Source organism: Streptomyces nigra (genome assembly GCF_003074055.1).
Classification (GTDB): Bacteria; Actinomycetota; Actinomycetes; order Streptomycetales; family Streptomycetaceae; genus Streptomyces; species Streptomyces nigra.
This window is the reverse complement of the sequence record NZ_CP029043.1, coordinates 7,441,437-7,467,597: the sequence shown is the minus strand read 5'-3', so window position 1 is coordinate 7,467,597 and position 26,161 is coordinate 7,441,437. Positions and strand designations below refer to the sequence as shown.

25 protein-coding genes are annotated in these 26,161 nt (G+C 70.4%); 10 read left to right on the top strand and 15 right to left on the bottom strand.

From position 1 onward, the window contains the following. Nucleotides 1-445: 445 nt before the first annotated feature. From DC008_RS34405 to DC008_RS34395, 3 genes are all read left to right on the top strand, one after another. Entirely contained in the window at nucleotides 446-1,093 is a 648-nt protein-coding gene (locus DC008_RS34405; protein WP_108710377.1) for a carbonic anhydrase, read from the top strand. Nucleotides 1,094-2,067: 974 nt separating this feature from the next. Next, complete coding sequence (locus DC008_RS34400) at nucleotides 2,068-2,517, top strand: DUF1931 family protein (protein ID WP_108710376.1); 450 nt, start codon at nucleotides 2,068-2,070, stop codon at nucleotides 2,515-2,517. Nucleotides 2,518-2,644: 127 nt separating this feature from the next. Then, nucleotides 2,645-3,838 (top strand): PP2C family protein-serine/threonine phosphatase, encoded by a 1,194-nt coding sequence (locus tag DC008_RS34395; RefSeq protein ID WP_108710375.1) that lies wholly within the window; start codon nucleotides 2,645-2,647, stop codon nucleotides 3,836-3,838. A 5-nt stretch (nucleotides 3,839-3,843) separates the two neighbouring features. On the opposite strand, the gene DC008_RS34390 is transcribed toward DC008_RS34395, so the two are convergent. Continuing rightward, nucleotides 3,844-4,239 carry a DUF2267 domain-containing protein gene (locus DC008_RS34390; RefSeq protein ID WP_244221464.1) on the bottom strand — a complete coding sequence of 132 codons (396 nt, stop codon included), beginning with the start codon at nucleotides 4,237-4,239 and terminating at the stop codon, nucleotides 3,844-3,846. Between the two features lie 83 nt (nucleotides 4,240-4,322). On the opposite strand from DC008_RS34390, the gene DC008_RS34385 reads away from it, so the two are divergent. Continuing rightward, nucleotides 4,323-4,535 (top strand): hypothetical protein, encoded by a 213-nt coding sequence (locus DC008_RS34385; protein ID WP_108710373.1) that lies wholly within the window; start codon nucleotides 4,323-4,325, stop codon nucleotides 4,533-4,535. A gap of 109 nt (nucleotides 4,536-4,644) precedes the next feature. On the opposite strand, the gene DC008_RS34380 is transcribed toward DC008_RS34385, so the two are convergent. Genes DC008_RS34380 through dnaK form a run of 9 tightly spaced genes read right to left on the bottom strand, consistent with a single transcriptional unit; the run spans nucleotide 4,645 to nucleotide 14,297 of the window. After that, a complete protein-coding gene (locus DC008_RS34380; RefSeq protein ID WP_108710372.1) occupies nucleotides 4,645-5,142 on the bottom strand; it encodes an Hsp20/alpha crystallin family protein in 498 nt (165 codons plus the stop codon). A 46-nt stretch (nucleotides 5,143-5,188) separates the two neighbouring features. Then, nucleotides 5,189-6,970, bottom strand: a complete 1,782-nt coding sequence (locus DC008_RS34375) for an FAD-dependent oxidoreductase (protein ID WP_108710371.1) — start codon at nucleotides 6,968-6,970, stop codon at nucleotides 5,189-5,191. After that, the gene (locus DC008_RS34370) at nucleotides 6,970-7,233 is read right to left on the bottom strand and encodes a UBP-type zinc finger domain-containing protein (protein ID WP_108710370.1); all 264 of its coding nucleotides are present in this window, start codon (nucleotides 7,231-7,233) and stop codon (nucleotides 6,970-6,972) included. The genes DC008_RS34375 and DC008_RS34370 overlap by 1 nt, the downstream gene beginning before the upstream one ends. A gap of 6 nt (nucleotides 7,234-7,239) precedes the next feature. After that, nucleotides 7,240-7,698: a thioredoxin gene (gene trxA, locus DC008_RS34365; protein WP_108710369.1), complete on the bottom strand. Its 459-nt coding sequence runs from the start codon at nucleotides 7,696-7,698 to the stop codon at nucleotides 7,240-7,242. After that, the gene (gene clpB / locus DC008_RS34360) at nucleotides 7,695-10,334 is read right to left on the bottom strand and encodes an ATP-dependent chaperone ClpB (RefSeq protein ID WP_108710368.1); all 2,640 of its coding nucleotides are present in this window, start codon (nucleotides 10,332-10,334) and stop codon (nucleotides 7,695-7,697) included. The genes trxA and clpB overlap by 4 nt, the downstream gene beginning before the upstream one ends. Then, on the bottom strand, nucleotides 10,325-10,732 hold the full coding sequence (locus DC008_RS34355; RefSeq protein WP_108710367.1) for a chaperone modulator CbpM: 408 nt from the start codon (nucleotides 10,730-10,732) through the stop codon (nucleotides 10,325-10,327). Before DC008_RS34355 ends, clpB begins: the two co-directional genes overlap by 10 nt. Next, nucleotides 10,729-11,685 (bottom strand): DnaJ C-terminal domain-containing protein, encoded by a 957-nt coding sequence (locus DC008_RS34350; protein WP_108710366.1) that lies wholly within the window; start codon nucleotides 11,683-11,685, stop codon nucleotides 10,729-10,731. The genes DC008_RS34355 and DC008_RS34350 overlap by 4 nt, the downstream gene beginning before the upstream one ends. Nucleotides 11,686-11,691: 6 nt before the next feature. Next, nucleotides 11,692-12,345, bottom strand: coding sequence for a nucleotide exchange factor GrpE (locus tag DC008_RS34345; protein WP_108710365.1), 654 nt, complete (start codon nucleotides 12,343-12,345; stop codon nucleotides 11,692-11,694). A gap of 38 nt (nucleotides 12,346-12,383) precedes the next feature. Continuing rightward, nucleotides 12,384-14,297 carry a molecular chaperone DnaK gene (gene dnaK / locus DC008_RS34340; RefSeq protein ID WP_108710998.1) on the bottom strand — a complete coding sequence of 638 codons (1,914 nt, stop codon included), beginning with the start codon at nucleotides 14,295-14,297 and terminating at the stop codon, nucleotides 12,384-12,386. A gap of 340 nt (nucleotides 14,298-14,637) precedes the next feature. Between dnaK and DC008_RS34335 the strand changes: the two genes are divergently transcribed. Next, on the top strand, nucleotides 14,638-16,416 hold the full coding sequence (locus tag DC008_RS34335) for a PucR family transcriptional regulator (RefSeq protein ID WP_108710364.1): 1,779 nt from the start codon (nucleotides 14,638-14,640) through the stop codon (nucleotides 16,414-16,416). 325 nt (nucleotides 16,417-16,741) lie between these two features. Here the strand turns inward: DC008_RS34335 and DC008_RS34330 are convergent, their stop codons facing one another. Beyond that, on the bottom strand, nucleotides 16,742-17,032 hold the full coding sequence (locus DC008_RS34330; RefSeq protein WP_108710363.1) for a hypothetical protein: 291 nt from the start codon (nucleotides 17,030-17,032) through the stop codon (nucleotides 16,742-16,744). Between the two features lie 283 nt (nucleotides 17,033-17,315). Between DC008_RS34330 and DC008_RS34325 the strand changes: the two genes are divergently transcribed. After that, entirely contained in the window at nucleotides 17,316-17,891 is a 576-nt protein-coding gene (locus DC008_RS34325; RefSeq protein ID WP_108710362.1) for a dihydrofolate reductase family protein, read from the top strand. On the opposite strand, the gene DC008_RS34320 is transcribed toward DC008_RS34325, so the two are convergent. Further along, a complete protein-coding gene (locus DC008_RS34320) occupies nucleotides 17,873-18,583 on the bottom strand; it encodes a helix-turn-helix domain-containing protein (RefSeq protein WP_108710361.1) in 711 nt (236 codons plus the stop codon). The genes DC008_RS34325 and DC008_RS34320 overlap by 19 nt on opposite strands. A 38-nt stretch (nucleotides 18,584-18,621) precedes the next feature. Then, entirely contained in the window at nucleotides 18,622-19,182 is a 561-nt protein-coding gene (locus DC008_RS34315) for a DM13 domain-containing protein (RefSeq protein ID WP_108710360.1), read from the bottom strand. A 224-nt stretch (nucleotides 19,183-19,406) separates the two neighbouring features. On the opposite strand from DC008_RS34315, the gene DC008_RS34310 reads away from it, so the two are divergent. Next, nucleotides 19,407-20,996, top strand: a complete 1,590-nt coding sequence (locus tag DC008_RS34310; RefSeq protein WP_108710359.1) for a PQQ-binding-like beta-propeller repeat protein — start codon at nucleotides 19,407-19,409, stop codon at nucleotides 20,994-20,996. A 108-nt stretch (nucleotides 20,997-21,104) separates the two neighbouring features. Here DC008_RS34310 and DC008_RS34305 read toward each other — a convergent pair whose 3' ends face one another. Further along, nucleotides 21,105-22,022, bottom strand: coding sequence for an SDR family oxidoreductase (locus tag DC008_RS34305; protein WP_108710358.1), 918 nt, complete (start codon nucleotides 22,020-22,022; stop codon nucleotides 21,105-21,107). A gap of 411 nt (nucleotides 22,023-22,433) precedes the next feature. On the opposite strand from DC008_RS34305, the gene DC008_RS34300 reads away from it, so the two are divergent. After that, nucleotides 22,434-23,252 carry an alpha/beta fold hydrolase gene (locus tag DC008_RS34300; protein WP_108710357.1) on the top strand — a complete coding sequence of 273 codons (819 nt, stop codon included), beginning with the start codon at nucleotides 22,434-22,436 and terminating at the stop codon, nucleotides 23,250-23,252. Nucleotides 23,253-23,337: 85 nt separating this feature from the next. Here DC008_RS34300 and DC008_RS34295 read toward each other — a convergent pair whose 3' ends face one another. Next, complete coding sequence (locus DC008_RS34295) at nucleotides 23,338-24,009, bottom strand: TetR/AcrR family transcriptional regulator (protein WP_108710356.1); 672 nt, start codon at nucleotides 24,007-24,009, stop codon at nucleotides 23,338-23,340. A gap of 68 nt (nucleotides 24,010-24,077) precedes the next feature. Between DC008_RS34295 and DC008_RS34290 the strand changes: the two genes are divergently transcribed. Both DC008_RS34290 and DC008_RS34285 read left to right on the top strand, forming a co-directional pair. Then, entirely contained in the window at nucleotides 24,078-24,977 is a 900-nt protein-coding gene (locus tag DC008_RS34290) for an SDR family NAD(P)-dependent oxidoreductase (protein ID WP_108710355.1), read from the top strand. Nucleotides 24,978-25,301: 324 nt separating this feature from the next. Further along, nucleotides 25,302-25,973 (top strand): CBS domain-containing protein, encoded by a 672-nt coding sequence (locus tag DC008_RS34285; protein ID WP_108710354.1) that lies wholly within the window; start codon nucleotides 25,302-25,304, stop codon nucleotides 25,971-25,973. Nucleotides 25,974-26,161: the final 188 nt, after the last annotated feature.

Here is a 26,161-nt window from a genome sequence, read left to right as displayed (position 1 = left end):
GCGAGCGTGTCGGAGGGTCGCGCATCACTGCGAGCGAGGGGCGGCGCCAAAAGAGCAGGCCGAACGCGTCGGCGACACCACACCGGGGTCGGGCGCCGGCGGCGCGGCCAATTCGAACGGACCGCAGACCTGATCCCCGCCGTCCAGAAGGCAATGGATCACACCGTTGCCCCAGAGGGTGGCTGAGCCTGACCCGACAGGTCTCGTTCACTTCCAGGGGCGGCGTTTGCCGCCAGCTCGGGCAGCGGGTCGTGGAGCGGCTCCCACGACCGGCTTCAGTCGTGGGCGGGTGGCTCGACCGCGCGCCCTGCGCCACCCCTTCCCTGGCGACGCCGGCGAAGAACGGCTGCGGGAGGCTGCTGCGGCGAGCCCGCGGACTCCTGCGGAGAAGCGGTCGACGCAGCCAGGCTGTGCAGCCGCCCCATCGGCTTCGTAGGCTGCGGGTATGCCTGAGAAGATCCAGACCCCGGACCCCCATGCCGCCTTCGAACTCCTCATGGAGGGCAACCAGCGCTTCGTCGCCGGCACGCCGGAGCACCCCAACCAGGACGCACTCCGCCGTGCCGAGACCGCACCGTCGCAGAGTCCGTTCGCCGTGCTGTTCGGTTGCTCGGACTCCCGCCTCGCGGCCGAGATCATCTTCGACCGTGGCCTCGGCGACCTGTTCGTGGTCCGTACCGCCGGCCATGTCGCCGGAACCGAGGTGCTCGGATCGATCGAGTTCGGGGCTGCCGTACTCGACGCACCGCTGGTCGTCGTCCTCGGCCACGACTCGTGCGGCGCCGTCGCCGCGGCCTGCTCGGCCCTGGAGGACGGGCGGACGCCCGGCGGCTTCGTTCGTGACGTCGTCGAGCGGGTGACCCCCAGCGTGCTCTCGGCCCGGGCGGCCGGACGCGAAAGCGCCGACGAGATCCTGGCCGAGCACATCGAGAACACGGTGGACCTGCTGCTGGAACGCTCCCGAGTCCTGGCCGATCGAGTGGCTGAGGGCCGTCTCGGTGTGGTGGGTCTTTCGTACCGCCTGGCCGACGGCAGCGCCCGGCTCGTCGCCGCCCGCGGCCTCGATGTGGCCGTACCAGCCGTGTCGCCGTGACGGCTCTTCGGCGGAGCCCGTCGGCCTGGTCAGCCGCCTGAGCCCGGGTCCACAGCCGACGCTGTGGTGGAACGACGGTCTGCCCCGGCGGGGGCTTCTGCCCCTGCGTCGTCGTTGGGCGTTGCGCGGCGATGACCGGCGGCGCAACGCCGAGCTCGGACGGCGCCCGTTCTCACGTGAGTGTGGCCGGCAGTCGCAGCCGCTCGGCGGACTCGGTGCCTTCGTCGGCGCCGCTGAAGATGATGCGCGTACCGGGGGCGTCGGTCAGGCGCACCACTTCTTCGTCCAGCATCGGCGCTGTGCACGCTCAGCTCGGGAAGAGGTCCCGGGCCGACATGTCGAGGAAGGTGATGCGGGCAGTGTTCGGACGGGGCTCGTCCGAGGCGGGGTCCGGCGTCGGGAGCCCCGACAAGGCGAACCCGAGCCGGCTGCCGCCCAGGACATCGGCACGCGGCCGACGACGATCGCGGCCTGTCCGCTGGCGGAAGTCGACGAGTGCCTGGACCGCGGGCCGCAGCTTCTCCGGTCCTCCCCTGCGGTTGGCCGTCCGGCTCGGCCGGGCCGGCCGGACCAGGTAGGCGCGCTCGTCCGGCGAGCGTGCCCCACTAGGGTCTTTCGTTTGGATCAGGCCGGATCAGGGAGTGGGGTCCGGTGCCGCGCATCGCAAGGCGGAGGAGGGCGCCATGGCAACCGACGACAACGCGGCGAGGTGCGGTGCCAGACCCCGCGAGCCCGGCATGATCCAAACGAAAGACCCTAGGGCGGGGCAGCTCGTGAAGGCCCACCCCCCGCATGGAAGACCCCCCGTTCACCGGCCCCGGCGCCCGGGCAGTCGGGCTCATGGTCCTGGCAGGGCAATCGCGGGTCGCTCGTTGGGCCCGGCAGGCGCAAGCCTTCGCGCGCTCCATCGGCCACGCTGGCTGGGAGACAGGGGGCCGGGAGCCGCCCGGCGCCCGGAGGCGGAGGTTGCCGTCATGACCGTGATGTCCATCGCCAGGTTCGAGAAGTTCTTCCGTACGGCCGCAGGGCTGGACGTCGACAAGAACGATCTCAAGCGTTACAGCGACTTCGTCGACACCAAGCTCTACGACCTGCTGACCGTCGCCCAGGCCACGGCCAAGGCCAACGGGCGCGACATCATCAGGACCTGCGACCTGCCGATCACAAAGGGCCTGCAGGAGAGCATTCATCGCTTCCGGACGATCGACGAGGAACTGGAAATCAAGCCCATCCTTGAACAGCTCGCCACCCACCCCGCTCTCGACCGCGCACCCGACGAGGACACCGAGGCGGCCTATCCCGAGATCATCGGCGGACTCAGCCTCGCCCTGGCCCAGAGCTTCAAGATCCTCCACCCCGACCTGAAGAACCCCCAGACGCAGCACTGGGACGAAGCCCGAGCCGTCTTCGACCTGCTTCTGTAGGGGCGCGGTCGCGGTTACGGCAGGGGCGGCAGGCTGTGCGATGTGCAGGGCCCGTGCCGCAGCGCTACACCCAGTTGCCCGAGCGCTCGGATTGTGGCGGCTCGGTCCCGCGGGGATCATCGGATGCATGGACAGGAACCCGTCCGTCGGGTCGGGGGAGCTGCTGCTGGAGGAACTCGTCCGGGCGGCCCAGCTGGCGTCGCCCGCGGAACTGCCCGTCGCCCTGAACCGGTACACCGAGGCCGTCGGCTTGGGTACGGCGGCGATCTATCTGGTCGACATCCAGCAAAGACTGCTGGTGCCCTTTGTCGAGGCCGAGCCGGACATGGACCTCGACACGTCGCTGGCAGGGTGGACCTACCGCACCAACTCTCTGCGCGTGGAGGAAACCCCGTCCGGCGAGCTGGACGTATGGCTGCCCCTGGCCGACGGAGCGGAGCGGCTGGGCGTCGTGGAATTCACCGTGGGCACCCTGGACGGGCTGAGGCTGCGGCGCTGCCGAACGACGGCGTTGCTCCTCGCGCTGATCATCACGTCCAAGCGCACCTACAGTGACACCATCGCGCAGCGCATGCGTACCAGGCCGATGCATCTGCCCACGGAGATGGTGAGGGCCTTTCTGCCGCCCCGGTCGATCGGCACCGGGCGCGTTGTCTCGACGGCGGCTCTGGAGCCCGCGTACGAACTGGGTGGCGACGCTTTCGACCACGTATTCACCGAGGACCTTCTGCACACCACGGTCCTGGACGGCATGGGGCACGATCTGGCGTCCGGACTCGCGACGTCGGTCGCCATGGCGGGCTGCCGTAATGCCCGCCGTAGTGGGGCGGGCCTCGCCGAACTCGTGGGCAAGGTGGACGATGCGCTGGCGAAGTGGCTGCCGGATCAGTTCTGCACGGGGGTCTTCACACAGTTGCACATTCCCACTGGTGTGCTGCGGTGGTGCAACTGCGGGCATCCGCCTCCCTTGCTCATCCGTCGCCACCGTCTGCTCCACGCGGCGTTGGACAGGCCCTCTGAGCCTCCTCTGGGGCTGCCGGCGCGTCTCGCCGGGACCGCCCGTCAGGTGCACGAGGTCCGCCTCGAACCCGGGGACCGCATCCTGCTGTACTCGGACGGCGTCGTCGAGTCACGCAACGAGGCGGGCGAGGAGTTCGGGCTGGAGCGCTTCACCGACTACATCATCCGGTCCACCGCGGCGGGGCAGAACGCCCCGGAAGTGCTGCGTCTGCTCATCCATTCCATCCTCGATCACCGGCAGAACAGGCTCAGCGACGACGCCACCATTCTGCTGTTCGAGTGGCAGCCCCCTGATCCGTGACCACGTCACGGCAGGAGCGCGGCGAACGAGTTCGGCACCCGGGATTTCAGATGTTCCCATTCGCCGGCGCTCACGTGCAGCGCCAGGGTTTTCAGGACGGTGCGCACGAGCTGGTCGGTGCCACCGTGGACCGTATAGGGGAATTCACTCCGGACCCGTGCGAAGAACTCCTCATTGCTCATCTTCACCGGCGAGTCGGCCGGTTTCCAACCGTCGTAGTAGATGCCCCTGATGAGGGTCGGCATCTGGGCGCCGAACTGTACGGCCGTCTCGACGGGGAGACGGTCCCGGAGCGGGTGCAGCACCGCCCGCAGCGCCGCGTAGGACTGCTTGCGCCGTTCCCTGGGCCATCCGAAGGCCTCTTCGACGTCCTTGAGGAGCCGATTGGCCTTGTCCACCATGGTGTCGAACGAGGAGAAGCCTGTATCAACCATATGCGTGGGCCTTTCGTTCCGGGTGCGTCACGGGTCAGTCCGGGGACACGATGCGCTGGCGCTGCGCCCGTGGGTGCGGTGCCCAGGGGAGCAAGCGGTATCCGACGCCCCAGGACGCCGAGCGTGACGCGCAGGCATTCGACCGCGAGGACTCGGCGGACATGGGCCGGCGGGCGCCGCTGGGCCTGCTCCCCCGCCGGCTGCTGCGCACCTGGCGCCTGAGGCGCCGCAAGGGGGCCGGCAACGGGTCTCCACCGCGGTGAAGCGGTCTCCACCGCCATGAGGGGACGTCCCTCATGACTCACCCCCGACGCCGTGACTCGCCGGCCCGACCGCGGTGCCGGACGGGTGTCCGAAACCGCGGCCCGCGCGTCAGCCGTCGTTCCCGGTGCCTTCACTCGCCTCGCGGATCTCGACGTGCCGGGGCTTCGCCACCTCGGCCTTGGGGACGGTGATGGAGAGCACCCCGTCCGACATCTGCGCGTTGATCTTGTCCGTGTCGACCTCTCCGGGCAGCCGCAGCCGGTATTCGAAGGATCCGGTGCGGCGGGTGCTCCGTCGCAGGACACCTTTGCGTTCCTTCTCCTTGATCTCTCCGGTGACCACCAGCTCCTGGCCGTTCGCTTCGATGTCGATGTCCTTGCTCTTGACACCGGGGAGTTCGATCTCGATGCGGAAACCGTCGTCGGACTCCGTGACGTCCGCCAGGGGTGTCCACGCGACTGCGGGCGCCGCGGCTCCCATCGTGGATTCGATCAGTCCGCTCATCTCGCTGAGCAGTTGGTCGAACTCCGTCAGCGGATTGCGGGCCCAGCCAACTGGCCTGGCCTGCATGGCCGCACCCCGTTGGTGCCGGACGGGCGTAGTCATTCCCATCGCCTCCTTCTCCTGCTCGTGATCTCGTCTCTCTTCGGGGTCATCCGAGCCACGCGGACTCCTTCTGACGGGTACGCGGGGAGCTGTCGGTGCCGCCGGGCGCGGCCGTGTGGCCCAGGTGGCGGTGCACGAAGTGGATGCTCATCGCGCCTTCACCGACCGCGGAGGCCACGCGTTTCACCGAGCCGCTGCGGACGTCGCCGACGGCGAAGACACCAGGCAGGCTGGTCTCCAACGTCAGGCAGTCGCGGCCCTGGCTCTGCCACAGTCCGGGGACGGAACAGGCCTGCGCCTCGGCCCCGGTGAGCACGAAGCCGCGCGCGTCGAGGGCGAGCGCGTCGGACAGCCACTCGGTGTGGGGCTCGGCGCCGGTGAAGACGAACAGGGACCGCACCGCGAGCTGCTGATGCTCGCCCGTACGGTGGTCGACCACGGTGACCGCCTCCAGCACCTTGTCGCCGAGTGCCTCGGTCACCTCGGTGTGCAGCAGCACGCGCACCCGCGGGTGGCGCTCGACCTGATCGATCAGGTAGCGCGACATGTGTGCCTCGAGGCTCGGCCCACGGACGAGCAGATACACCTGCGGTGCGTACCCGGCCAGGAAGAGTACGGCCTGGCCCGCGGAGTTGCCGCCGCCGACGACGGCCACCGGGTCGGTGCGGCACTGCCGGGCCTCGTAGACGGTCGCCGAGTAGTGGACGCTCGTTCCCTCCAGGCGTTCGATGCCGGGCACGTGGAGGCGTCGGTAGCGGGCGCCGGTGGCCAGGACGACGGAGCGGGCGCTGATCTCGCTGCCGTCGGCGAACCCGACGGCGTAATGGCCGTCGCGCGGTTCTAGGCGGGCCGCCTCCGCCGGAACGCTGATCCGGGCGCCGAACTTGTCGGCCTGGAGCACGGCGCGGTCGGTGAGCTCGGCGCCGGAGATGCCGGAGGGGAAGCCGAGCAGATTCTCGATGCGGGACGACGTCCCGGCCTGACCGCCGGTGGCCATCGCCTCGACCAGGGTCGTACCGAGACCCTCCGAGGCGGCGTTCACCGCGGCGGCGAGACCGGCGGGTCCGGAGCCGACGATCAGGAGATCGCCGTGATGGTTTCCCGCAGGCAGCGAGGGCAGGCCCATGAGCCGGGCCAGTTCCGCGTTGCTGGGGTTGCGCAGCAGAGTGGTGTCCCGCCAGATGACGAGCGGCGTCTCTTCCGGGCCCACGCCGAAACGGCGCAGCAGCTCCTCGGCCTCCTCGTCCGTCTCCAGATCGATCCAGCGGTACGGCAGCCGGTTGCGCGCGGCGAACTCACGCAGCCGCCGGGTGTCGGGCGAATAGCGCGAACCGACGATGCGGAAACCGGCGCCCTGCCCGACGAGCAAAGCACGCCGGCCGAGGCAGGCGCGCAGCACCAGATCGCCGAGGACGGAGTCCCGGGCCACCAGGTCACGCAGCTGATCCATGGACACGGCGAGGACCTCACCGGCGTCCCTGATCACGGCGGTGTAGAAGGCCACCTGCCCGTTCAGGAGACCGAGCTCGCCGATGAAGCGGCCGGGGCCGTGCACACGCAGCAGACGTTCGTCGGGCGTGCCGTAGCCCTCGACGATGGAGACCGAGCCGCTGAGGACGACGTAGAAGGTCTCGCACCGCTCCCCCTCCCGGATCAGCACATCGCCGGCGTCGACTTCGCGCCGCCGGCCACGCTGCGCCAGGCGGTCGATCTGGTCCTCCGGCAGGCGGGGATAGGCGCCGTAGATGTCGGCGGTCTCGAAGGGGCCGCTCTCCTCCGTCTCGTCCGGCACCTGCGCCGCGTTGGGCCGCGTCTCGTCGGCGGACATCACACGAACGCCTCGTGGACGAAGCACCATCGCCAGTCCTCGCCGGGCTCCAGCGACGACACGATCGGATGGCCGTCGGCGGCGGCATGACGGCGTGCGTGCTTGTTCGGCGAGGAGTCGCAGCAGCCGACGTGGCCGCAGGTCAGGCAGAGCCGCAGGTGGACCCACGGGGAGCCGAGCAGCAGACACTCTTCACACCCTTCGGGGGTCCGTGGCTGGACCGGCCGGACGAGCGCGAGGTGGGGGTCGGTTCGTACGGTCATGGCTGATCACCCTTTCCCGGCCGGTTCACGGCCCGCGATCGACTGCTCCACCCAGCGCCGCAGGGCAGGGGCGGGTGCGGCACCCGCCTGCCGTGCGATGGTCTGTCCTTTGTCGAGGACCAGCAGTGTCGGAACCGCCTGGACCTCGAACCGCTGCGCGAGACGCGGGTTCTGGTCGATGTCGACCTTGACGAGTTTGATGCGGCCGGCGAGATCGGTGGCCACCTTCTCCAGTGCGGGGCTCACCATGCGGCAGGGGCCGCACCAGGTGGCCCACAGGTCGACCACGACGGGCACGTCGGCCCGCTCGACGACCTCGGCGAAGTCGTCGTCGCCCGCGTCCGCCATCCACGGCAGAGGCTGCTTGCAGTTGCCACACCTGGGGCGGCCCTCGGCGGACACGGGCACCCGGTTCCTGCGCCCGCAGTGCGGGCACGTGACGTTCGTGGCCTGAACAGTGCTCATGCCGCCTGCGCTCCCTTCACGTCCTCGGGCTGGTCATAGGTGACCACCAGCTCTCCGGCCTGGGCGTCGACGCGGACCGTGGCGCCGTCCTGTACGTCGCCGCGCAGCAGGGCGCGCCCGACGAGGGTCTCGACCTCGTGGGAGATGTAGCGCCGCAGCGGCCGGGCCCCGTACACCGGGTCGTAGCCCTGGTGGGCGATCAGCTCCCGGGCCGAATCGGTGAGTTCAACGGTGATGCGACGCTCGGCGAGGCGGCTTCGCAGCTCGTTGAACTGCAGCTCCACGATCTGCTCGATCTGCCGCTCACCGAGCGGCCTGAACAGCACGATGTCGTCGACGCGGTTGAGGAACTCGGGGCGGAAGTGCCCCCGCAGTTCGCCCATCACCAGGGCGCGGGCGTCCGGCTTGATCTCGCCGTCGGCGGTGGCGCCGTCGAGGAGGTGCTCGGAGCCGATGTTGGACGTCATGATGATCACGGTGTTGCGGAAGTCGACGGTGCGGCCCTGGGCGTCGGTGATGCGGCCGTCGTCGAGGATCTGCAGCAGGGTGTTGAAGACGTCGGTGTGCGCCTTCTCGACCTCGTCGAACAGCACGACCGAGTACGGCTTGCGGCGCACGGCCTCGGTGAGCTGGCCGCCCTCCTCGTAGCCGACGTATCCGGGCGGTGCGCCCATGAGCCGGCTGACGGTGTGCCGCTCCTGGTACTCGCTCATGTCGAGCCGCACCATGTTCTCCTCGGAGTCGAACAGGGCCCGGGCGAGGGTCTTGGCCAGCTCGGTCTTCCCGACTCCGGTGGGGCCGAGGAAGATGAACGAGCCGATGGGACGGCGCGGGTCGCGGATGCCGGAGCGAGCGCGGATGATCGCGTCGGTGACGAGTTTGACGGCCTCGTCCTGGCCGATGACGCGCTCGCGCAGGATCTCGTCGAGGCGCAGCAGCTTCTCGCGTTCGCCCTCCTGGAGACGGGCGACGGGCACACCGGTCCAGGCGGCGACGATCTCGGCGATCTCCTCCTCGGTGACGACCTCGCGCAGCAGCCGCTTCTCCCCCTGCTTGGCGGCCAGTTGCTCCTCCTCGGCCTTCAGCCGGCGCTCGAGGTCCTGGAGTCGGCCGTAGCGCAGTTCGGCGGCGCGGTTGAGGTCGTAGGCGCGTTCGGCCTCCTCGGCGTCGTGGCGGACCTGCTCCAGTTCCTGGCGCAGCTCCTGCACACGGCGGATCGCCTGCCGTTCGGCCTCCCACTGGGCGTGTTTGGCGTCGGCCTCCCCCCGCAGGTCGGCGAGTTCCTTGCGCAGTTCCTCGAGCCGGCTCTTGCTCGCGGGGTCGGTCTCCTTGGAGAGGGCCGCCTCCTCGATCTCCAGGCGGGTGACGCGGCGGGTGATCTCGTCCAGTTCGGCGGGCATCGAGTCGATCTCGGTACGCAACCGGGCGCACGCCTCGTCGACGAGGTCGATGGCCTTGTCGGGCAGGAACCGGTCGGTGATGTAGCGGTGGCTGAGGGTGGCCGCGGACACCAGCGCGTTGTCCTGGATCTTCACACCGTGGAAGATCTCCAGGCGTTCGCGCAGCCCGCGCAGGATGGAGATGGTGTCCTCCACGCTCGGCTCGTCGACCAGGACCTGCTGGAAGCGGCGTTCGAGGGCGGCGTCCTTCTCGATGTACTTGCGGTACTCGTCGAGGGTGGTGGCGCCGATCATGTGGAGTTCGCCGCGCGCGAGCATCGGCTTGAGCATGTTGCCCGCGTCCATGGCTCCTTCGGCGGCGCCCGCGCCCACGACGGTGTGGAGTTCGTCGACGAAGAGCAGGATGTGCCCCTGGGCCGCCTTCACCTCGGACAGTACGGCCTTGAGGCGTTCCTCGAACTCGCCGCGGTATTTCGCCCCGGCCACCAGCGAGCCCATGTCGAGTGCGAACACGGTCTTGTCGCGCAGTCCTTCGGGCACGTCGCCGCGGACGATGCGCTGGGCCAGGCCTTCCACGATGGCGGTCTTGCCGACACCCGGGTCACCGATCAGAACCGGATTGTTCTTGGTCTTGCGGCTCAGGATCTGGGTGACACGGCGGATCTCGGCGTCCCGGCCGATCACCGGGTCGAGCTTGCCGTCCCTGGCCTCGGCGACCAGATCACGGCCGTACTTCTCCAAAGCCTCGTAGGCGACTTCGGGGTTGGCGGAGGTGACGCGCTGGTTGCCGCGGATCCGGGTCAGCGCGCTCAGGAACGAGTCCCGGGTGATGCCGTGCTCCTTGAGCAGCCGTCCGGCGGCGGTGGACGAGCCCTCCTCGGCCAGGGCCAGCAGGAGGTGCTCCACGGACACGTACTCGTCCTTGAGGCGTTTGGCCTCCCGCTCGGCCGCGTCGAGCAGCCGGGACAGGCGCTGGGTGACGAACACCTGGCCCGGCGCCGCTCCAGGGCCGGTCACCTTGGGCCGGCGGGACAGCTCCTGCCCCACCGCCGCACGGAGCTCGTCGGGCTCCCCGCCCGCCTGCCGCAGCAGCCGCGGGATCAGGCCGTCCTCCTGGTCGAGCAGCGCGAGCAGCAGATGCTCACCGTCGACCTCGGTCTGGCCCATGCGGACGGCGGCGGTCTGCGCCTCCTGGAGGGCTTCCTGTGACTTCTGGGTGAGACGGTTCATGTCCATGGCGGTATGTCACTCCTCGTACCGGTGCGGCGCAGTGCGGCTTCGAGCAGGCTGATGCGGTCCAGCAGGTCGAGCACCAGACCGATGGATGCGTAGTTGAGGCACAGACCGGAGCGCAGCCGCTGAACGCGGGCGATGACCGCCGGGGCCGTGGGTTCGAACACCAGGCGTCCGGCGGCGTCGCGCTCTGCCTCGACCAGGCCCAGGGCGACGAACCGCCGGACCAGGTCGGGGTGGACGCCGGCGCGGCGGGCCACGCTGTCCAGGGAGAGCCTGGGCACGGGGACGAGCGGGTACCGCACTGCCGTGACGCCGGCGCTGATCCGTTCAGGGCGCCCGCCCGTGTCGGCCCGTGCGGTCCGGTCACCGGTCGTCCCCCATGAGGGTCGGTCGCTCATGACGTCCTCCTGGGGTCGTACGAAGAGGTGGCGGCGAGCTCCTCGAACAGCTCGCGCTCCCGGTCGCTGAGCTCGGGTGGCACCATGACGCGGAGTTCGGCGTAGAGGTTGCCGTCGGCGCCGCGGGGGTTCGGCATGCCCTCGCCGCGCAGCCGCAGTCTCCGGCCGCTGGACGAGCCGGGGGGCACCGTGACCTTGGCCGTGTCGCCGCCCGGGGTGGGCATCGGAACCGTGGCGCCCAGCGCGGCCTCCCAGGGGGTGACCGGGAGCTGCGCGTACACGTCCCGGCCGTCCAGCCGGAAGAGGGGGTGCGGTCGGATGCTCACCCGCAGATACAGATCCCCGGCGGCGGCGCCACCGCTGCCCCGGCCGCCCTCGCCCGCCAGGCGGATGCGCTGCCCGTCGGTGACGCCAGAGGGTACGTTCACCTCGTACCGTCGCGGCTGCCCGTCCGGGCCGGCGAGCGTGACGGTGCGGCGGCCGCCCCGGTACGCCTCCTCGACGGTGAGCGGCAGCTCGGCCTCCTGGTCGGCCCCCGGTACACCGCCGGGGCCGGCGCCCGCTCCGAAGAGCGAGCCGAGCAGGTCCTCGATGTCGACGCCCTCCGCCCCGAAGTCGTCTCCGAAGCCGGTGTAGCGGACACGGGGGCCGCCCGCACCCGCGGTCCTGCGGCCGCGGAAGCCACCGCCGGGTCCGGTGCCGGCACCGACCCGCTCCTCCCAGTCCTCGGGGACCTTCCGGAAGTCCTCGCCGAAGCGGTCGTACCGGGCCCGGGTCTTGGGGTCCGACAGGACGCTGTACGCCTCGTTGAGGTCCTTGAAGCGTTCCTCCGCCTCGGGGTCCTTGTTGACGTCGGGGTGGTACTTGCGGGCGAGTTTGCGGTAGGCCTGCTGGATCTCGTCCTGGCTCGCGGTCCGTGACACGCCCAGCACCTGGTAGAAGTCCCGTGCCATGACCGCTCACTCCCGCTTCGCGACGGTCACGGCGGCGGGCCTGAGCTGGAGTTGGCCGTCCCCGTAGCCCGGGCGCAGCACCTCGACGACGGTGCCCGGTGGGGCGTCGGAGTCCTGGACGACGCCGACCACCTCGTGCTTGGCCGGGTCGAAGGCGACGCCGGTCTCCGCGTGCCGCGGGTAGCCGAGCAGTGCGAGGACGTTCACCGCCTGGTCGCGGACCGCGCGGACGCCCTCCACGATCGCGTCGGGGTCGGCTCCGGCATGGGTCAGGGCGAGTTCGAGGTTGTCCAGGACGGGCAGGAAGGCGGCGGCCGTGCGGGACCGCTCGGCCGCCCGCTCCCGTTCCAGTTCCCTGGCATGGCGCTTGCGGAGGTTGTCGAGGTCGGCGAGCGCGCGCCGCCAGCGGTCCTCGAGTTCCCTGAGCTCGGCCGCATGATCGTCCTCGGCCGGGGCGGGGCCGCCGGCCGCGTCGGGGCCGGGTCCCTTGTCCGTGTCGGGCCCCGCCCCGGCCGGCGAGCCCGCAGGCGGCAGGTCCCCGCGCGGAGGGAGTACGGCACCCTCCGGAGCCGGGTCGGCCGGGTCCGGCGGGCGTACGGCACCTTCCGGAGCGGCCGGGTCCGGCACGGCCGGGTCGGATTGCCTGGGGTGGATCGGCATGGCGGTTCCTCGGTTCCTCGGTCCTTGTCGAAGGTTCCTCAGTCCTTGTCGAACTCGGCGTCGATGACGTCGTCGTCACCGCCACCGCCGCCGGCCGGGCCGCCGCCGGTCGCGCCGTCCCCGGTGGTGTCCTGGCCGGGACCGGCCGTGCCGGCGCCGCCCTGGTGCGCCAGCAGCCCGGACAGCACCTGCTGCAGTTCGGACGTCAGGGGCCGCACCCGCTCCACGCCCGCCTCCTCCTTGACCGCCGCGCGGGCGTCCGACACCAGCATCTCGGCGCGTGCCTTCTCGTGCGCGGGTGCGGCGTCGCCGAGCTCGGCGAGGCGCTTGTCGACCTGGTACGCGATGGCGTCGAGCTCGTTGCGGGCGTCGACGGCCTCGCGCAGGGCCTGGTCCTCGCCCCGGTTGCGCTCGGCCTCCTGGACCATGCGTTCGACGTCACCGCGGTCGAGGTTGGAGCTCTCGGTGATGGTGATGCCCTGTTCCTTGCCGGTGTCCCGGTCTCGGGCCTTGACGTTGAGGATGCCGTTGGCGTCGACGTCGAAGGTGACCTCGATCTGAGGTTCGCCGCGTGGCGCCGGGCGGATGTCGGTGAGCTGGAAGCGGCCGAGGACCCGGTTGTCGGCGGCCCGTTCGCGCTCGCCCTGGAGGACGACGATGTCGACGGCGGGCTGGTTGTCCTCGGCGGTGGAGAAGGTCTCGGTGCGGCGCACGGGGATGGTGGTGTTCCGCTCGATGATCTTCGTCATCACGCCGCCGCGTGTCTCGACGCCCAGCGACAGGGGGGTGACGTCGAGCAGCAGGACGTCCTTGACCTCGCCCTTGAGCACCCCGGCCTGGATCGCGGCACCCAGGGCCACGACCTCGTCGGGGTTGACGCTCATGTTGGGTTCCTTGCCGCCGGTCAGCCGGCGCACCAGCGCCTGGACGGCGGGGATGCGGGTGGAACCGCCGACGAGGATCACCTCGTCGATGTCGCTCTCGCCCACCTTGGCGTCGGCCATGGCCTGCTGGACCGGCCCCAGGCAGCGCTCCACCAGATCGCCGGTGATCTGCTCGAACGTGGACCGCATGACCGAGTCGGTCAGATGCTTGGGCCCCGAGGCGTCGGCGGTGATGAACGGCAGGCTGACCTGCGTCTGCGTCACCGAACTCAGCTCGGTCTTGGCCTTCTCCGCCGCCTCGAACAGGCGCTGCAGGGCCTGCGGGTCCTTGCGGAGATCGATGCCGTTCTCCTTCTGGAAGTCGTCCGCGAGGTGGTCCACCAGACGTCGGTCGAAGTCGTCACCGCCCAGATGGCTGTCGCCCGCGGTGCAGCGCACCTCGACCACGCCGTCGCCGACGTCGAGGATGCTCACGTCGAAGGTGCCGCCACCCAGGTCGAAGACCAGCACCGTCTCGTGCTGCTTCTTGTCCATGCCGTACGCGAGGGCCGCCGCGGTCGGCTCGTTGATGATCCGCAGCACCTCCAGTCCCGCGATCCGCCCGGCGTCCTTGGTGGCGGTCCGCTGCGCGTCGTTGAAGTAGGCGGGCACCGTGATGACAGCCTCCGTGACCCGCTCCCCCAGCTGCTTGGACGCGTCGTCGGCGAGCTTGCGCAGCACCTGGGCGCTGATCTCCTCGGGCGCGTACAGCTTGTCGCGCACCTCGAAGCGGGCGACGCCGCCCGGGCCCTCCACGACGTCGTACGCCACCGCCTTGGCCTCGTCCGAGATCTCGTCGAAGTGCCGCCCGATGAACCGCTTCGCCGAGTAGATGGTGCCCTTGGGGTTGAGGATCGCCTGGCGCCGGGCCAGCTGGCCCACCAGCCGTTCCCCGGTGTCCGTGAAGGCCACTACGGACGGTGTCGTTCGGTTGCCCTCGCTGTTGGGCACGACGGAAGGCTCGCCGCCCTCCCACACGGCGATCACCGAGTTCGTGGTGCCCAGGTCGATGCCCACTGCCTTGGCCATGAGGAACTCCTCCCGGTGCGGCGCCATGCGCCACAGCTGCGGTCCGATCGTTCAGGTGGGGGCGGGACGTGTGCCGGTGTCGGTGGTCACCGGCCCGCCGCACAGCCGTACGGCCTCGTCGGCGACGTCCTCGTCCGCCGGCGTCGGGGTCCGGCCGCCCCCGGCACGCCCCAGGCTCGCGAACCGAGCGGCTCCGCGCCTGCCCCCCACAGGTCAGAGAACGGCGAGAGCGGTCGCCCCGCGAGCACGAATGAATGCGGCGAAATCGGGTGAAGCAGGCCGCAGAGGGGTACGCGAGAGCCGCTCACCTTTATGTGGGCTCGGGAAAGGTAGTGATCCCATGGCCGACCACTGGGCCCGCGACCTGCGCCGAGGCCGTCCCGTGCCGGAAAGCGGCCTTTCATGGGGCCGTCTCGCGCGGCGGCCGACCGCCTCGGCGAGGGGGTCCCGCCCGCGCCTTCCGAAGCCGGCCGATCCTCCCGACGCACTGCTGGCAGTCTCCCGAGCCCTGTTCGACGCGGGGGACGAGGACGAGATCCTGCGCCTGGCCATGGACCATGTGTCGTCCGTCGGACCGTACAGGGCCGAGGCCGGATACCTCAGGGTGCACGGCCGGCTGCTCCCCGGCCCGCAGGCCGAGCCGGACCATGCGCCGGCCGTCGACCGGACGGTGCGGGAGCTGGCGGGGCAGGACGGCCCCGTCGACGTTCCCGGCCGGTCATGGGGCCGAGCCCTGGCCCTGCACGGGCCCGGTGGCATGCAGGGATACCTCGTGGTGACGTCTCGCTCCCGGCCCACCCACGCCCAGCACTTCCTGCTGGCCATGCTGGTACGGCTCACCGCCGCGGCCCTGTCGGTCGCCGGCGCGCGCCGTCGCCGGCAGGAGGACACCCTGCAGCTGTACCAGCTGCGTCGAGAACGGGCGACCCTCCAGCAGCGGCTGATCTCCCTCGTGGTCGAGGCGGGATATCAGCGGGCCGTGCACGACGCGCTCACCGAAGGCGCGGCATCGGGCGGCGGTGAGGACGCCATCACCCGCGCACTGCACGAGCTGACCGGATTCCCGGTGCTGCTGGAGGACCGCTTCGGCCGGCTGCGGTCCTGGACCGGCCCCGGCCGCCCCGACCCCTATCCGGACCCGAACCCCGCACGCCATGAGGAGATGCTCCAGCAGGCCGCCCGCAGAGGCGGACCGGTGCGGTTCAAGGATCGGCTCATCTCCGTGATCCGCCCCCGTGGTGAGGTCCTCGGAACACTGGCCCTGATCGACCCCCGGGACGAGGCCGACGACTACACCGTGTTCGCCCTGGAGCACGCCGCCACGTCACTCGCCCTGGAACTGTCGCACATGCGTCGTCTGGCCGAGGTGGAGCTGCGGCTGCACCGCGAACTGGTCGACGATCTCCTGGCCGGCACGGACGAGGCCAGCGCCTACGCCCGGGCCGAGGCGTTCGGACACGACCTGCGCCGCGTCCAGTACGTGGTCGTCGTGCGGTGGAGGAGCCAGGTCTCCGACGAGGCTTTCGCGCGGACCGTGGGCCAGTCGGCTTCGGCCGTGGGCATGCCGTCGTTGGTGACTCGGCGTTCCGACCACGTGGTCCTGGTCACCACGGGCAGGCCCCATGACGATGCCTTGTACGAGGCGCTCGCCCGGAAGACCGGAACCACTGACGGGACGATCGGGGTGAGCGCCCGCTGCACGACCCCGGACGGTATCCCCGGCAGCTACCAGGAGGCACTGCGTGCCCTGGAGGTACGCCGGCGGTCCCCAAGCCGACGGGGCATGACGTTCTTCGAGGATCTGGGCCTCTACCGCATCCTCGGACCCGGCAACGACTACCAGGAGCTGGAGGGGTTCGTCCGGGAATGGCTGGGAGAGCTCATCGACTACGACGGTCTGCACCGCGCGGCGCTCGTGGACACTCTGTCCCGGTACTTCGACTGCGGCGGCAACTACGCCGAGACCGCCGAATCCCTCGCGATCCACCGCAGCACGCTTCGCTACCGGCTCCAGCGCATCCGTGAGATCAGCGGCCATGACCTCACGGACGTGGAGGACCGGCTCAATCTGCAGGTGGCGACCCGGGTGTGGAAGATCATGCTGGGTGGGCCCGGTTGAGGGGCCGCGGTGATGGACGTGCGACATCCGTGAGCCCGGCGCCGGCGGAACGGTGAATGCTCGCCGCCAGTTTCGAAGGGCCGGATGAGTTGGGGACGCTGTCCCCCGACGGATGCGCCGCAGTCCCATGACGGACGGGGCCACCGCCATTTCGAGACCGCGCAGATGGCGGCGGCGTATGCCGTCCTGTACCAGGAGGCGAGCTACGCCGGGGCCCACGCAGAGAACCGGCCGTCCGCGTGATTCCTCCGCCGGCGCTCACGCCGATGATCGCCACAACACCGACACAGGACAGCCCTCTGTCTCAGGAGGCCCTGTACCGCAGTCAGCGGTCGCCGCCGAAGTGGTCGAGCAGCGCATCATGGCAGTCCTCCGCGCCGACCCGGCTTCGCGAGAAGGCCAGCACGCCGTCGTCGACGCCATCCCTCTCGGCCTCGGCCAACTGCGCCTCGACGTCCTCGATGTACTCGGCGCACTCGGGGCTGACGGGCTTCTCGGGCCGCGACTCAGGCGCCCGAGAGGTGTTCAGCGCGACGGTGGCAGAGCCACCGGCCACACACAGCACCACCCACGCGGCAATCCAAACCCGGCGGCTCATCCGTAACGGCTTGGGCATGCAGGCATCCTACGAGCGTCACGTTGAGCCTCGCCAGGCACGGTCGGGAAACAAAAGCCCTGGTCAGATGCGATGCTGAGACGCTCGAGAGCCTGCCTACCGGATCAATGCGTGAGGTGATGGATCAATGAGCTGCTTCGACATCGCATCGATCGACACGCTCTCCTGGCAGAGGTGACTGGCCTTACCGTCAGGCTGCCCCCATGTCGTTTCCGTCCAAGACGTCGTCCCCGGCGCCACCTAACCTGACGTCAGAAGCTCAGCACCCGATGAGGAGAAGCAGATGCGCAAGCTGGTCTACACCGGATTCATGTCGCTCGACGGCGTGCTGGACTCGCCCGGTGGGCCCGAGGAGGGGCACCGCAGCGGCGGCTGGGTGGTGAAGGACCTGGAGTTCGTCCCGGAGGCCTGGTCGCTCAAGGGCGAGGAACTCGAGGACACGACGGCGTTGATGTTCGGCCGTCGCAGCTACGAGGCCTTCGCATCGGTCTGGCCCGCCTCCGAGGACCACGCCGCGTACAAGGAACTCCCCAAGTACGTGGTGTCGAGCACCTTGCCGGACGACGCCCTCGTCGACGGATGGGGCTCCTCGACGATCCTGCGCACGACGGAGGACGTCGCCAAGCTCAAGGAGAGCGACGGCGGCTCCATCTACATCCACGGAAGCGCCGAGCTGGCGCGGCGGCTGTCGGAGGCCGGCCTGATCGACCAGTACAACCTGCTCGTCTTCCCCGTCCTCCTCGGCGCCGGCAAGAGCCTGTTCCACCGGGCCGACCAGGACAAGCAGATGCTGTCGCTGCGCGAGTCGGAGAGCTACTCCAACGGCATCCTGAAGCTGGTCTACGACGTCAAGCGCTGACCCAGGTCCAGTGCGATCGCGCCGCCCGCACCCTCGCGCAGTTGTCCGGCGGTGCGACCCACGTAGGTGCGCAGTGCCCGCGCGAGGTGCGGCTCGTCGAAGTAGTCCAGCTTGGCGACGACGTCGGCGGCCGTGTCACCGGCCGCCAGCAGCTCCGCCGCCGTACGGGCCCGTTCGATCTGCCGGACCGCCCCTCGCGTCAGACCGGTGGCCGCCCGGAAGCGGCGCTCGACGGTACGGCCGGACACATCCGGTTCGTGGCCGCGCAGCACCTCGGCGACGAGCGGGTCGCGGATCACGATGCCGGCTTCGACCAGTCGGTCGACCAAGGCCTCGGCGTCGTCAGCGCCGGGTGTCTCCCAGCGGGCACCGTCCAGTCGGAACGTCCGGCGGGTCGTGTCGGGGAGTTCCGCGCCTCCATCGACCAACCGCGGTGTGGGCAGGGCCCGCAGCGAGGTACCGACGGCGAACTCGATGCCGGTGAACACGGCGCCCTCCGGGACGGGTGCCGTGCTCGTCCGGGTCTCCGGGCCGGTGACCGCCGCGTACGGCCGGCCGTCCTGTTCCCAGAACACCAGACCCCAGCGCACACCGGCGACGGACGTCATCGCCGTGACCTGCTCGCTCGTGCAGGTCCACACACTGTCGACCCACGGTGAGTCCGACCGCCGTATCCCGAAACGCAGCTCCACACCCGCAGCGTACGACTGCGGACGGGTCGCGGTCTGCTTCAGACGCGGGCGAGCTCGGCCGCGCCGAAGGAGACGTCGAAGCGGTCGCACCAGATGCTGACGCTGGTGTAGCCGGCAGGGTCGACGTCGTCCGGCAGGACGTAGTTCTGGCTTCCCTTGTTGCCCTTGAGCTTGCCCAGGCTGACGTACTCGCCGTCGTCGAAGACATGCCAGCCTGCCCTGCCCTCCTGCACCGGTGCGTCGGTCAGCAACACGCGAAGGTCCGGTCCATTGCTGGTGTCCAGGTTCTCCAGCCGGACGACGTGGGAGCCGTCGGCCAGCTCCACAAGTCGCACGCTGCCCGACGTGGCGTGCTCGTGGCTGATCAGTTCACCGCTGGCAAGCGTCCGCGGCGCGGGCGGCGGGGACGGCTTCCCGGACGGCCCCGTGGGTGGTGCGGACGTGACAACGGCCCCCGGCAGAGCCTCCTGGACGGTCTCGTCCTGCCACAGCTTCCACGGCTGGAACCAGTACAGTCCGAAACCGACCCCGGCCACCGCCACAACCAGCACCGTGATGATCCACGGCCTGGTCAGGAAGGCCTTCCGCCCGCGCCTCATGGTTGTCTCGCCCTTCTGAGAGTCGCCTGTCGCCACCCATTCAACGAGGGGGGACCTGCCGGCCGCAGCACTCAGGAGATGACGGAATCCTTACGGCGCCACCCCGCCTCGACTCCCCCGGCCAGATGCAGGGTCACTCCGCGCGGACGACCGAACCGCCTCCCAGGAGGCCACAACCCGGCGTCACCCTGGCAGACTGTGCGCCACCTGGGGGGGAGATCGTCATGCCGGATGAACTGAACGTCCACCGCATACTCGGCGACCAGCCGTTCGCCGCCATCGGTCGGCCGGTGTGGGCGGTGGAGGACGTGCCCCACGGTTGCGTCGTCGTCGCCGGTGACCTCGGGCACGTCATGTGGCGCGGCACCGGCGAGTGGCTCGCCCACCGGATCGGCGTGTACGAGGCCGGCACCCTCCGTCCGCGCCACGTAGTCGCCTCCCGCTACGCCGTATGTGCCGTCGAACCCCACCCCGACCTGCCGCTCGCCGCCGTCGGAACCGGCCGCTACGACGGCTCGTGGGACTTCCAGGGAGAGCTGCTCCTGCTGCACCTGGAAACCGGGCAAGTGACCAACCTCCTGAGCAAGAGCCGCCAAGTACGCCACCTGCGATGGCTGGAGGACGGCAGGCTCGCGATGCTGCTCTCCCCCGAGGACAAGGACGGCGGCTTCCACAAGGGCTTCGAACTGGCCGTCGCGGCGGACGACTGGCTGTCCGCTCCGCCCGGTCTGGTCGACCCCGACCGCACACGCCATCCCATGGTCGAGAGCGGACTCCTGTACGACCCACGGGTGGAGGACACGCTCGCGCGTCTGACGCAGGGCCGTTGGCGGCGGCGAGGGGAGGTGCGGGACCTCGCGGTGCTGGCGGACGGCCGGGTGCTCGCCACCGGCCGGCACACGGACCTCGAGTGCTGGGATCCGTCGGGCGGGCTGACCTGGGCGCTCCCCGCCGTCGGGGAGGGCAGTGTCCGTGTCGAGGCCGCCCCGGACGGCCGGTCGGCCTGGGTGACCTACCGGGGCTACCAGCGGGACGAGGTGGCGGGCCGCCAGGTCGACCGCGGGACCACGGTCCGGCGGATAGCGACCGCGGACGGCCGTGTGCTGGACGAGGTGAACCTGCCGTCGGCCCCGGCACCGTCCGCCACACGCGAGGGCTGGCTCGCCCTGTGCCCGCGAGGCCGCGAGGCACACGCCGCACGCGTCCTCACTCCCGCACACCGGGAAGTGGCACGCGTCGACCTGGCCCCCAACCTCTCCAGCTCCCGCGCTCTGCGGGTCAGAAACAGCGCCCGACTGCTGTACGTGGACGGTCCCGGCCCCGACGACGCCGCACCGTGGATCAACGCGATCGAGCCTCCGGGCGAGCAGGGTCAGGCCGTTCTGCGCGCCCTGTTCCCTTTGCGCTGGGACCCGGCGTCGGCGTTCCAACCCTGGTGCGGGCCCGCCGTCGAACTGACGGACGCCCTCGTCCACGCGGGCCGCTCCTACCGACAGGGCGCCACGTACGCGGAGGCCCGCGAGGGCACGTACGTCGTGAGCCGGCGGCTGCCGGACGGGGCGCCACACTGGGTGTACGAGACCGACAAGCCCCTCGCCGACCTCGACGGCGACGAGCGGAGGGTCTACGTCGCCTACCTCACGGGCGAGGTGGAGATCCTGGACGCGGCGACCGGCGAGGTCCGAGCCCGACACACCCTGAGCGCCCACGGCCACGCGGTCACACCGGCGTCCATGGCGTACCGGCCGGAGCAACGGCGGTTGGTCGTCGGGACGGTGGACGGGCGGATCCTGGACTGTTCGGTCCCGGAGTGAAATCCCCGTGAAAGCCCTCTGACGTCTCCGGGCGCCTCCCGCTCGCTCGAGCACCAGGGCCCGTGACGAGGCGGGCGTGCTCCAGCAAGCGTCCGCGTCCGCGCCAGGTCACCGAAGAGGGCGAGAACGCCGGGAATCGGAGCCGTAGGCCTCCCAGTCGGCGCGCCCGCCCGGGCCCATCACCCCGACGTCTCCGGCCAGTTCCTCGGAGGTCGATCGCCGCAGCTCGCGACGGGCCACGCTGGTGACCACGGCGGGAAACAGCGGGCGCAGGGGCTGGCACCAGCGCAGCCAGGGCGGAGCGTAGATGTGGCGGGCGCGGCGGTGAACGCCTGCGGTGAGCCACGCGGCGACCTGTTCGGGGCTGTGCACACGGCGGGCGAACCACGGCTGGTGCCCCCGCAGGGCCCGGAGGACCGGGTGATCGTCCAGTCCGCTGATCATGTCGGTTCCGGTCCAGTGCACGTAGGCGATGCCGACGGCGACCCCATCGGGCTCGACCTCGCCGCGCAGGGCCAGTGCGAAAGACTCCGCACCCGCCTTGGAGGCGCAGTACGCGCTCATCATGGGTGCCGAGCCGAAGGCGGCGGTCGAGGCGATCTGCAGGAAGTATCCGCGCGTACGGGCCAGTCGCGGGAGGAAGGCGCGGGCGGTGTTGGCCGCACCGATCAGGTTGACGTCGATGACACGCCGCCACAGCTCGGCGTCCATCTGGCGGAACGGTCCGCCCGCTGCCACGCCGGCGTTGGCGACGACCACGGACGCGTCCCCCAACTCCCGCGCGACCTCCTCCGCCGCGTGGTCGAGTGCGTCCTGGTCGGTGACGTCCGCCTCGACACACAGGGACGGGCCGGGAAGTGCCGATGCCGCCTGGTGGAGGGTCTGCGCCTCGCGACCCAGCAGCGCGACACGCATGCCGGCGCCGGACAACTGCTGCGCTAGGGCCGAGCCGATTCCACGGGCGGCACCGGTGACGACAGCGACCCGCCCCCGCAGAGGAGAGTCGTGGACGGCGTCCTTGTGCATACGATTCTCGCTCTCCACTGCTACGACGGGCCGGCGCGTGCTGCGTGTGCCCTCCCTGGCACCGGGGCGGGTGAAACCCGGCACGGCGCCCTCTCATCCCTTCGGACCCCTGCGGCCGCGTCAGGAGCCATCGGTCGCGGCTAGGGTCTTTCGTTTGGATCAGGCCGGATCAGGGAGCGGGGTCCGGTGCCGTGCTTCGCAAGGCGGAGGAGGGCGCCATGGCGGAGCCATGGCAACCGACGACAACGCGGCGAGGTGCGGTGCCGGACCCCGCGAGCCCGGAATGATCCAAACGAGAGGCCCTAGCCTCGTATGCGCCGGGCCGCCCGTCAGGATCAGCCGGGTCGGCCTCCGGCGGATGGGGCCGTGTACGCTGCCTCGACACCCCAACACCCCATAGAGGACGGCCTGATGAGCCGAGCAGTCGTGAACGGCGCCACGCTCCACTACGACGACACCGGCCCGTCGACGGGGCTGCCGGTCCTCCTGATCCACGGGCACCCCTTCAACCGCACCCTGTGGACTCCGCAGAGCAAGCAGCTGGCCGCGGCCGGCCACCGCGTCATCACCCCGGACCTTCGGGGGTACGGCGACAGCGACGTCACTCCCGGACGGGTGTACCTGTCCGACTTCGCGGACGACCTTGTCGGCCTCCTGGACACGCTCGGCATCGGACAGGCAGTGGTCGGCGGTGTCTCGATGGGCGGTCAGATCGCCATGGAGGTTCACCGCCGGTACGCCCACCGCGTACGCGCCCTCGTCCTGTCGGACACCTCGTCGCCCGCCGAGAGCACCGAGGGCAAGGCGTTCCGCAACCGCCTGGCCGACAGGCTGCTCGCCGACGGCATGGCCGGCTACGCGGACGAGGTCATCGACAAGATGCTGGCCGCGTACAACGTCACCGCCCTGCCCGACGTCGCCGCCCAAGTCCTCGGCATGATGCGTGCCACCGATCCCCGAGGCGCCGCGGCCGCTCTGCGCGGGCGTGCCGAACGCCCGGACTACGGCGAGACGCTCGCCGCCTCGCGGTGTCCCGTACTGATCCTCGTCGGTGCCGACGACGTGTACACCCCGGTGTCCGACGCCGAAGCCATCGGCCGCCTCGTGCCGCACGCCGAACTGTGCGTCATCGATGGTGCCGGGCACCTTCCGGGCGCGGAGCAGCCGGAACGCTTCAACGAGGCTCTGCTGCACTTCCTGCAGACACAAGTCGCCGCCGACCCGGCTTGACGACGGGCCACTGACAGCTCCCTCATAGACGTCGCGCGGGGCGACCGGATCGTTGCGGTTCCGCCAGGACCGGTCAGGCCGGTGCTCAGGTGACCCGATGGTCAGCGCTCGCTCCGGCCAGGAAGGCCGTGAGAACGCGGCGCAGGCGGGGTTCGACCTCGACGATGGCGTGTCCCAGCCGGGGGTCGCTGGTGTAGAGATCGCGCAGGCGGGGGCCCGGGCTGGCCATCTGCCACAGGGCGCCGGCCATGCCGGTGGCGGTGGAGATCAGATCGAGCATCTGATGCTGATCGAGACCCAGGAGGCGGTGCACTTCAGCACCGATCAGGTCGACTTCGCGCAGGGTGACGAGTTTGAACTCGCGTACCGCCTCGAGTGACACGTTGCGTTCCAGGTTCAGGGGCGCCTGAGCAAGAAGGTCGCAGAACACGGGACGTGCCGCGAGTGTCGAGGCGAAGGCCTCGGCGACGCCGGCGGGGTCCGCCGTCTCGCATGCCCGCAACTGGGCACGGAGCTCTGCCGACCATTCGCGCCAGCCTTCGGCGGTGAGCTCGAGAAAGATCTGCTCCCTGGTCTCGAAGTAGCGCAGCAGGGCCGATTTGTGCATCCCCACTTCGGCGGCGATATCAGTGAGGCTCACCTCCCGGATGCCGCGTTCCCGGCCGAGCCTGCGGGCAGCTTCCAAGATCGCCGTCTCGCGCGCCTGTTTTGCTTCCGCGCTGCGGGCGCGCTGGAAGGAGGCTGGTGGGTGCGTCATAGAGCCATCATAGGAACACATAACACAACGATGTTGCCTTATTAAGAGAACGGTGTTTCACTAACAGTATGAGTGAAGACACTGACACCCCCAACGCACACCAGCGCGTCTGGTTCGTCACCGGCTCCTCCCGCGGCCTCGGACGCGCCTTGATCACCGCGATCGTCGATGCGGGCGACCTCGTCGCCGCCACCGCCCGCAACCCCGAGGCCCTCGCCGAGGAGCTGAAGGGCTACGGCGACCGAGTTCTCGCACTGCCCCTGGACGTCACCAGCGCTGAAGCCTCCCGCGCCGCGATCGACGCCACGCTCGACCGCTTCGGCCGCCTCGACGTCGTGGTCAACAACGCCGGCTACGCGAACGTGTCCCCGGTCGAGACCTCGGACGACCACGACTTCCGCACCCAGTTCGAAACCAACTTCTGGGGCGTCTACAACGTCTCCAAGGCAGCGCTGCCCGTTCTGCGACAGCAGGGCTCGGGCACCGTGGTGCAGATCTCCTCGGTCGGCGGGCGCGTCGGCGGCTCCCCGGGCATCGCCTCCTACCAGGCGGCCAAATTCGCCGTCGACGGCTTCACCCGGTCGTTGGCCGCGGAGACGGCACCGTTCGGGTTGCGATTCATGGTCGTCGAGCCGAGCGGCTTCGCCACCGACTGGGCCGGCTCCTCCATGACCGTCCACGCCACACCGGACGCCTACGACAGCACCGTCGGCGCCATGAACCGCAGAGTGCGCCAGGGCGCGAGCGGCAGCGCCGGCGACCCGAACCGCGCCGCCGAGATCATCGTCCGTACGGTGCGGCGCGGCGCGGTTCCGAGCCATCTGCTTCTCGGGGTCGACGCGGTGAACCTGGCACTCCACTACTCCCGCCGCCAGCTCACCGAGGCGGAAGCCTGGGAAGCGGTGAGCCGCTCGGCCGATTTCGCCGAGCCGTACCCGGTCGAGCTGCCGCCACCGTCGGGGCGGTGACCCCCATGCCGGCCGGCTGACTGACCGGTCGGCTGCACGGGAGGTGGCAGGTTCGAGATCCGAGCTCACTCGTCGGAAACCCTGCCGCCACCGTTCACCGCCGCTCGGAGTGAAGCTCCGGCCCAGGTGGGGTCACCGACGCAGAGGGCCATGGGTGGCGTCGGACGATGCCCAGATGCTCTGCCGTCGCGCGAACGGCTGCCCGGGTCACCGGCCGCGGCGCGCATGCGGCTATGTTCGAAGGAGGAAGCCAGGGGCATGACCAGGGGCGCCACTGGACGCTTCCTTCCATAACGGTGGTGCGAGAAGGGAACGCATACCTCGATGAACCACCAAAAGGTCCGCGACCAGATGAGCGACGCCGTCGTCCGCGTCCAGGCCGGTACGCCGTTCAAGGAGATCGCCCATCTGCTCCAGGAGTACGACATCACCGCCGTTCCCGTCGTGGACGACCAGAACCGTCCACTGGGCGTCGTGTCGGAGGCCGACCTCCTCGAGAAGATGTGGGGCGAGCCCCAGGGCGACGACGACGGGGCGGACGCCTCCGCGGGGCCGGACAAGGCACGCGCCACCGACGCGGCGGGGCTGATGACGTCACCGGCGCTGTGTGCGCGGGAGGACTGGAGCGTGGTGGACGCGGCCCGGATGATGGCGCGGCACCGCGTCAAGCGCCTCCTCGTCGTCGATGCCGACGGTCGCCTGATCGGCGTGGTGAGCAGGAGCGACCTGCTGCGGGTGTATCTGCGGACGGATCAGGCGATCCGCAGGGAGATCGTCGAGGAGGTCCTCGTCAAGGCCCTGGGCGAGTCCCCTGCCGAAGTGCAGGTGGACGTCACGCACGGCCATGTCGTGCTCAGTGGGCACCTGTCGTCCCGGACGGCCGTCCCCGTACTCAAGGACATGTGCCGGGCTGTCGACGGGGTGGTGGCCGTGGAGTACAGGCCGCCGCGCACGGCCGGTTACGACGGCCCTTCGGGAGACGCGGCAGACGGCTGAGCGGGGCGGGCGCCGCACCTTGCTGCGCCTGCGCGCCACCCCGGCCCAGCCCTCGTTCACCGTCACGGGACCGGCCGCTGCATCGGCCCGCCGGCCCAGGAGGTCGCCACCGTCATCGAGGAGGATCCGCATCTCCTCGGAGAGATCGTCGAGGCCATGCCGCGACGCTTCGAGGAACTGATCACCGA

What these genes read in the sequence shown, in the direction of transcription:
- DC008_RS34325 (WP_108710362.1), top strand. Translation starts at nt 17,316, where the DNA reads ATGCGCAAGCTGGTCTACACCGGATTCATGTCGCTCGACGGCGTGCTG.
- DC008_RS34290 (WP_108710355.1), top strand. Translation starts at nt 24,078, where the DNA reads ATGAGTGAAGACACTGACACCCCCAACGCACACCAGCGCGTCTGGTTC.
- DC008_RS34355 (WP_108710367.1), bottom strand. Translation starts at nt 10,732, where the DNA reads ATGAGCGACCGACCCTCATGGGGGACGACCGGTGACCGGACCGCACGG.
- DC008_RS34295 (WP_108710356.1), bottom strand. Translation starts at nt 24,009, where the DNA reads ATGACGCACCCACCAGCCTCCTTCCAGCGCGCCCGCAGCGCGGAAGCA.
- dnaK (WP_108710998.1), bottom strand. Translation starts at nt 14,297, where the DNA reads ATGGCCAAGGCAGTGGGCATCGACCTGGGCACCACGAACTCGGTGATC.
- DC008_RS34405 (WP_108710377.1), top strand. Translation starts at nt 446, where the DNA reads ATGCCTGAGAAGATCCAGACCCCGGACCCCCATGCCGCCTTCGAACTC.
- DC008_RS34395 (WP_108710375.1), top strand. Translation starts at nt 2,645, where the DNA reads ATGGACAGGAACCCGTCCGTCGGGTCGGGGGAGCTGCTGCTGGAGGAA.
- DC008_RS34305 (WP_108710358.1), bottom strand. Translation starts at nt 22,022, where the DNA reads ATGCACAAGGACGCCGTCCACGACTCTCCTCTGCGGGGGCGGGTCGCT.
- DC008_RS34375 (WP_108710371.1), bottom strand. Translation starts at nt 6,970, where the DNA reads ATGTCCGCCGACGAGACGCGGCCCAACGCGGCGCAGGTGCCGGACGAG.
- DC008_RS34390 (WP_244221464.1), bottom strand. Translation starts at nt 4,239, where the DNA reads ATGGTGGACAAGGCCAATCGGCTCCTCAAGGACGTCGAAGAGGCCTTC.
- DC008_RS34300 (WP_108710357.1), top strand. Translation starts at nt 22,434, where the DNA reads ATGAGCCGAGCAGTCGTGAACGGCGCCACGCTCCACTACGACGACACC.
- DC008_RS34335 (WP_108710364.1), top strand. Translation starts at nt 14,638, where the DNA reads ATGGCCGACCACTGGGCCCGCGACCTGCGCCGAGGCCGTCCCGTGCCG.
- DC008_RS34370 (WP_108710370.1), bottom strand. Translation starts at nt 7,233, where the DNA reads ATGACCGTACGAACCGACCCCCACCTCGCGCTCGTCCGGCCGGTCCAG.
- DC008_RS34385 (WP_108710373.1), top strand. Translation starts at nt 4,323, where the DNA reads ATGCGCTGGCGCTGCGCCCGTGGGTGCGGTGCCCAGGGGAGCAAGCGG.
- DC008_RS34310 (WP_108710359.1), top strand. Translation starts at nt 19,407, where the DNA reads ATGCCGGATGAACTGAACGTCCACCGCATACTCGGCGACCAGCCGTTC.
- DC008_RS34380 (WP_108710372.1), bottom strand. Translation starts at nt 5,142, where the DNA reads ATGACTACGCCCGTCCGGCACCAACGGGGTGCGGCCATGCAGGCCAGG.
- DC008_RS34400 (WP_108710376.1), top strand. Translation starts at nt 2,068, where the DNA reads ATGACCGTGATGTCCATCGCCAGGTTCGAGAAGTTCTTCCGTACGGCC.
- DC008_RS34350 (WP_108710366.1), bottom strand. Translation starts at nt 11,685, where the DNA reads ATGGCACGGGACTTCTACCAGGTGCTGGGCGTGTCACGGACCGCGAGC.
- DC008_RS34285 (WP_108710354.1), top strand. Translation starts at nt 25,302, where the DNA reads ATGAACCACCAAAAGGTCCGCGACCAGATGAGCGACGCCGTCGTCCGC.
- clpB (WP_108710368.1), bottom strand. Translation starts at nt 10,334, where the DNA reads ATGGACATGAACCGTCTCACCCAGAAGTCACAGGAAGCCCTCCAGGAG.
- DC008_RS34330 (WP_108710363.1), bottom strand. Translation starts at nt 17,032, where the DNA reads ATGCCCAAGCCGTTACGGATGAGCCGCCGGGTTTGGATTGCCGCGTGG.
- trxA (WP_108710369.1), bottom strand. Translation starts at nt 7,698, where the DNA reads ATGAGCACTGTTCAGGCCACGAACGTCACGTGCCCGCACTGCGGGCGC.
- DC008_RS34315 (WP_108710360.1), bottom strand. Translation starts at nt 19,182, where the DNA reads ATGAGGCGCGGGCGGAAGGCCTTCCTGACCAGGCCGTGGATCATCACG.
- DC008_RS34345 (WP_108710365.1), bottom strand. Translation starts at nt 12,345, where the DNA reads ATGCCGATCCACCCCAGGCAATCCGACCCGGCCGTGCCGGACCCGGCC.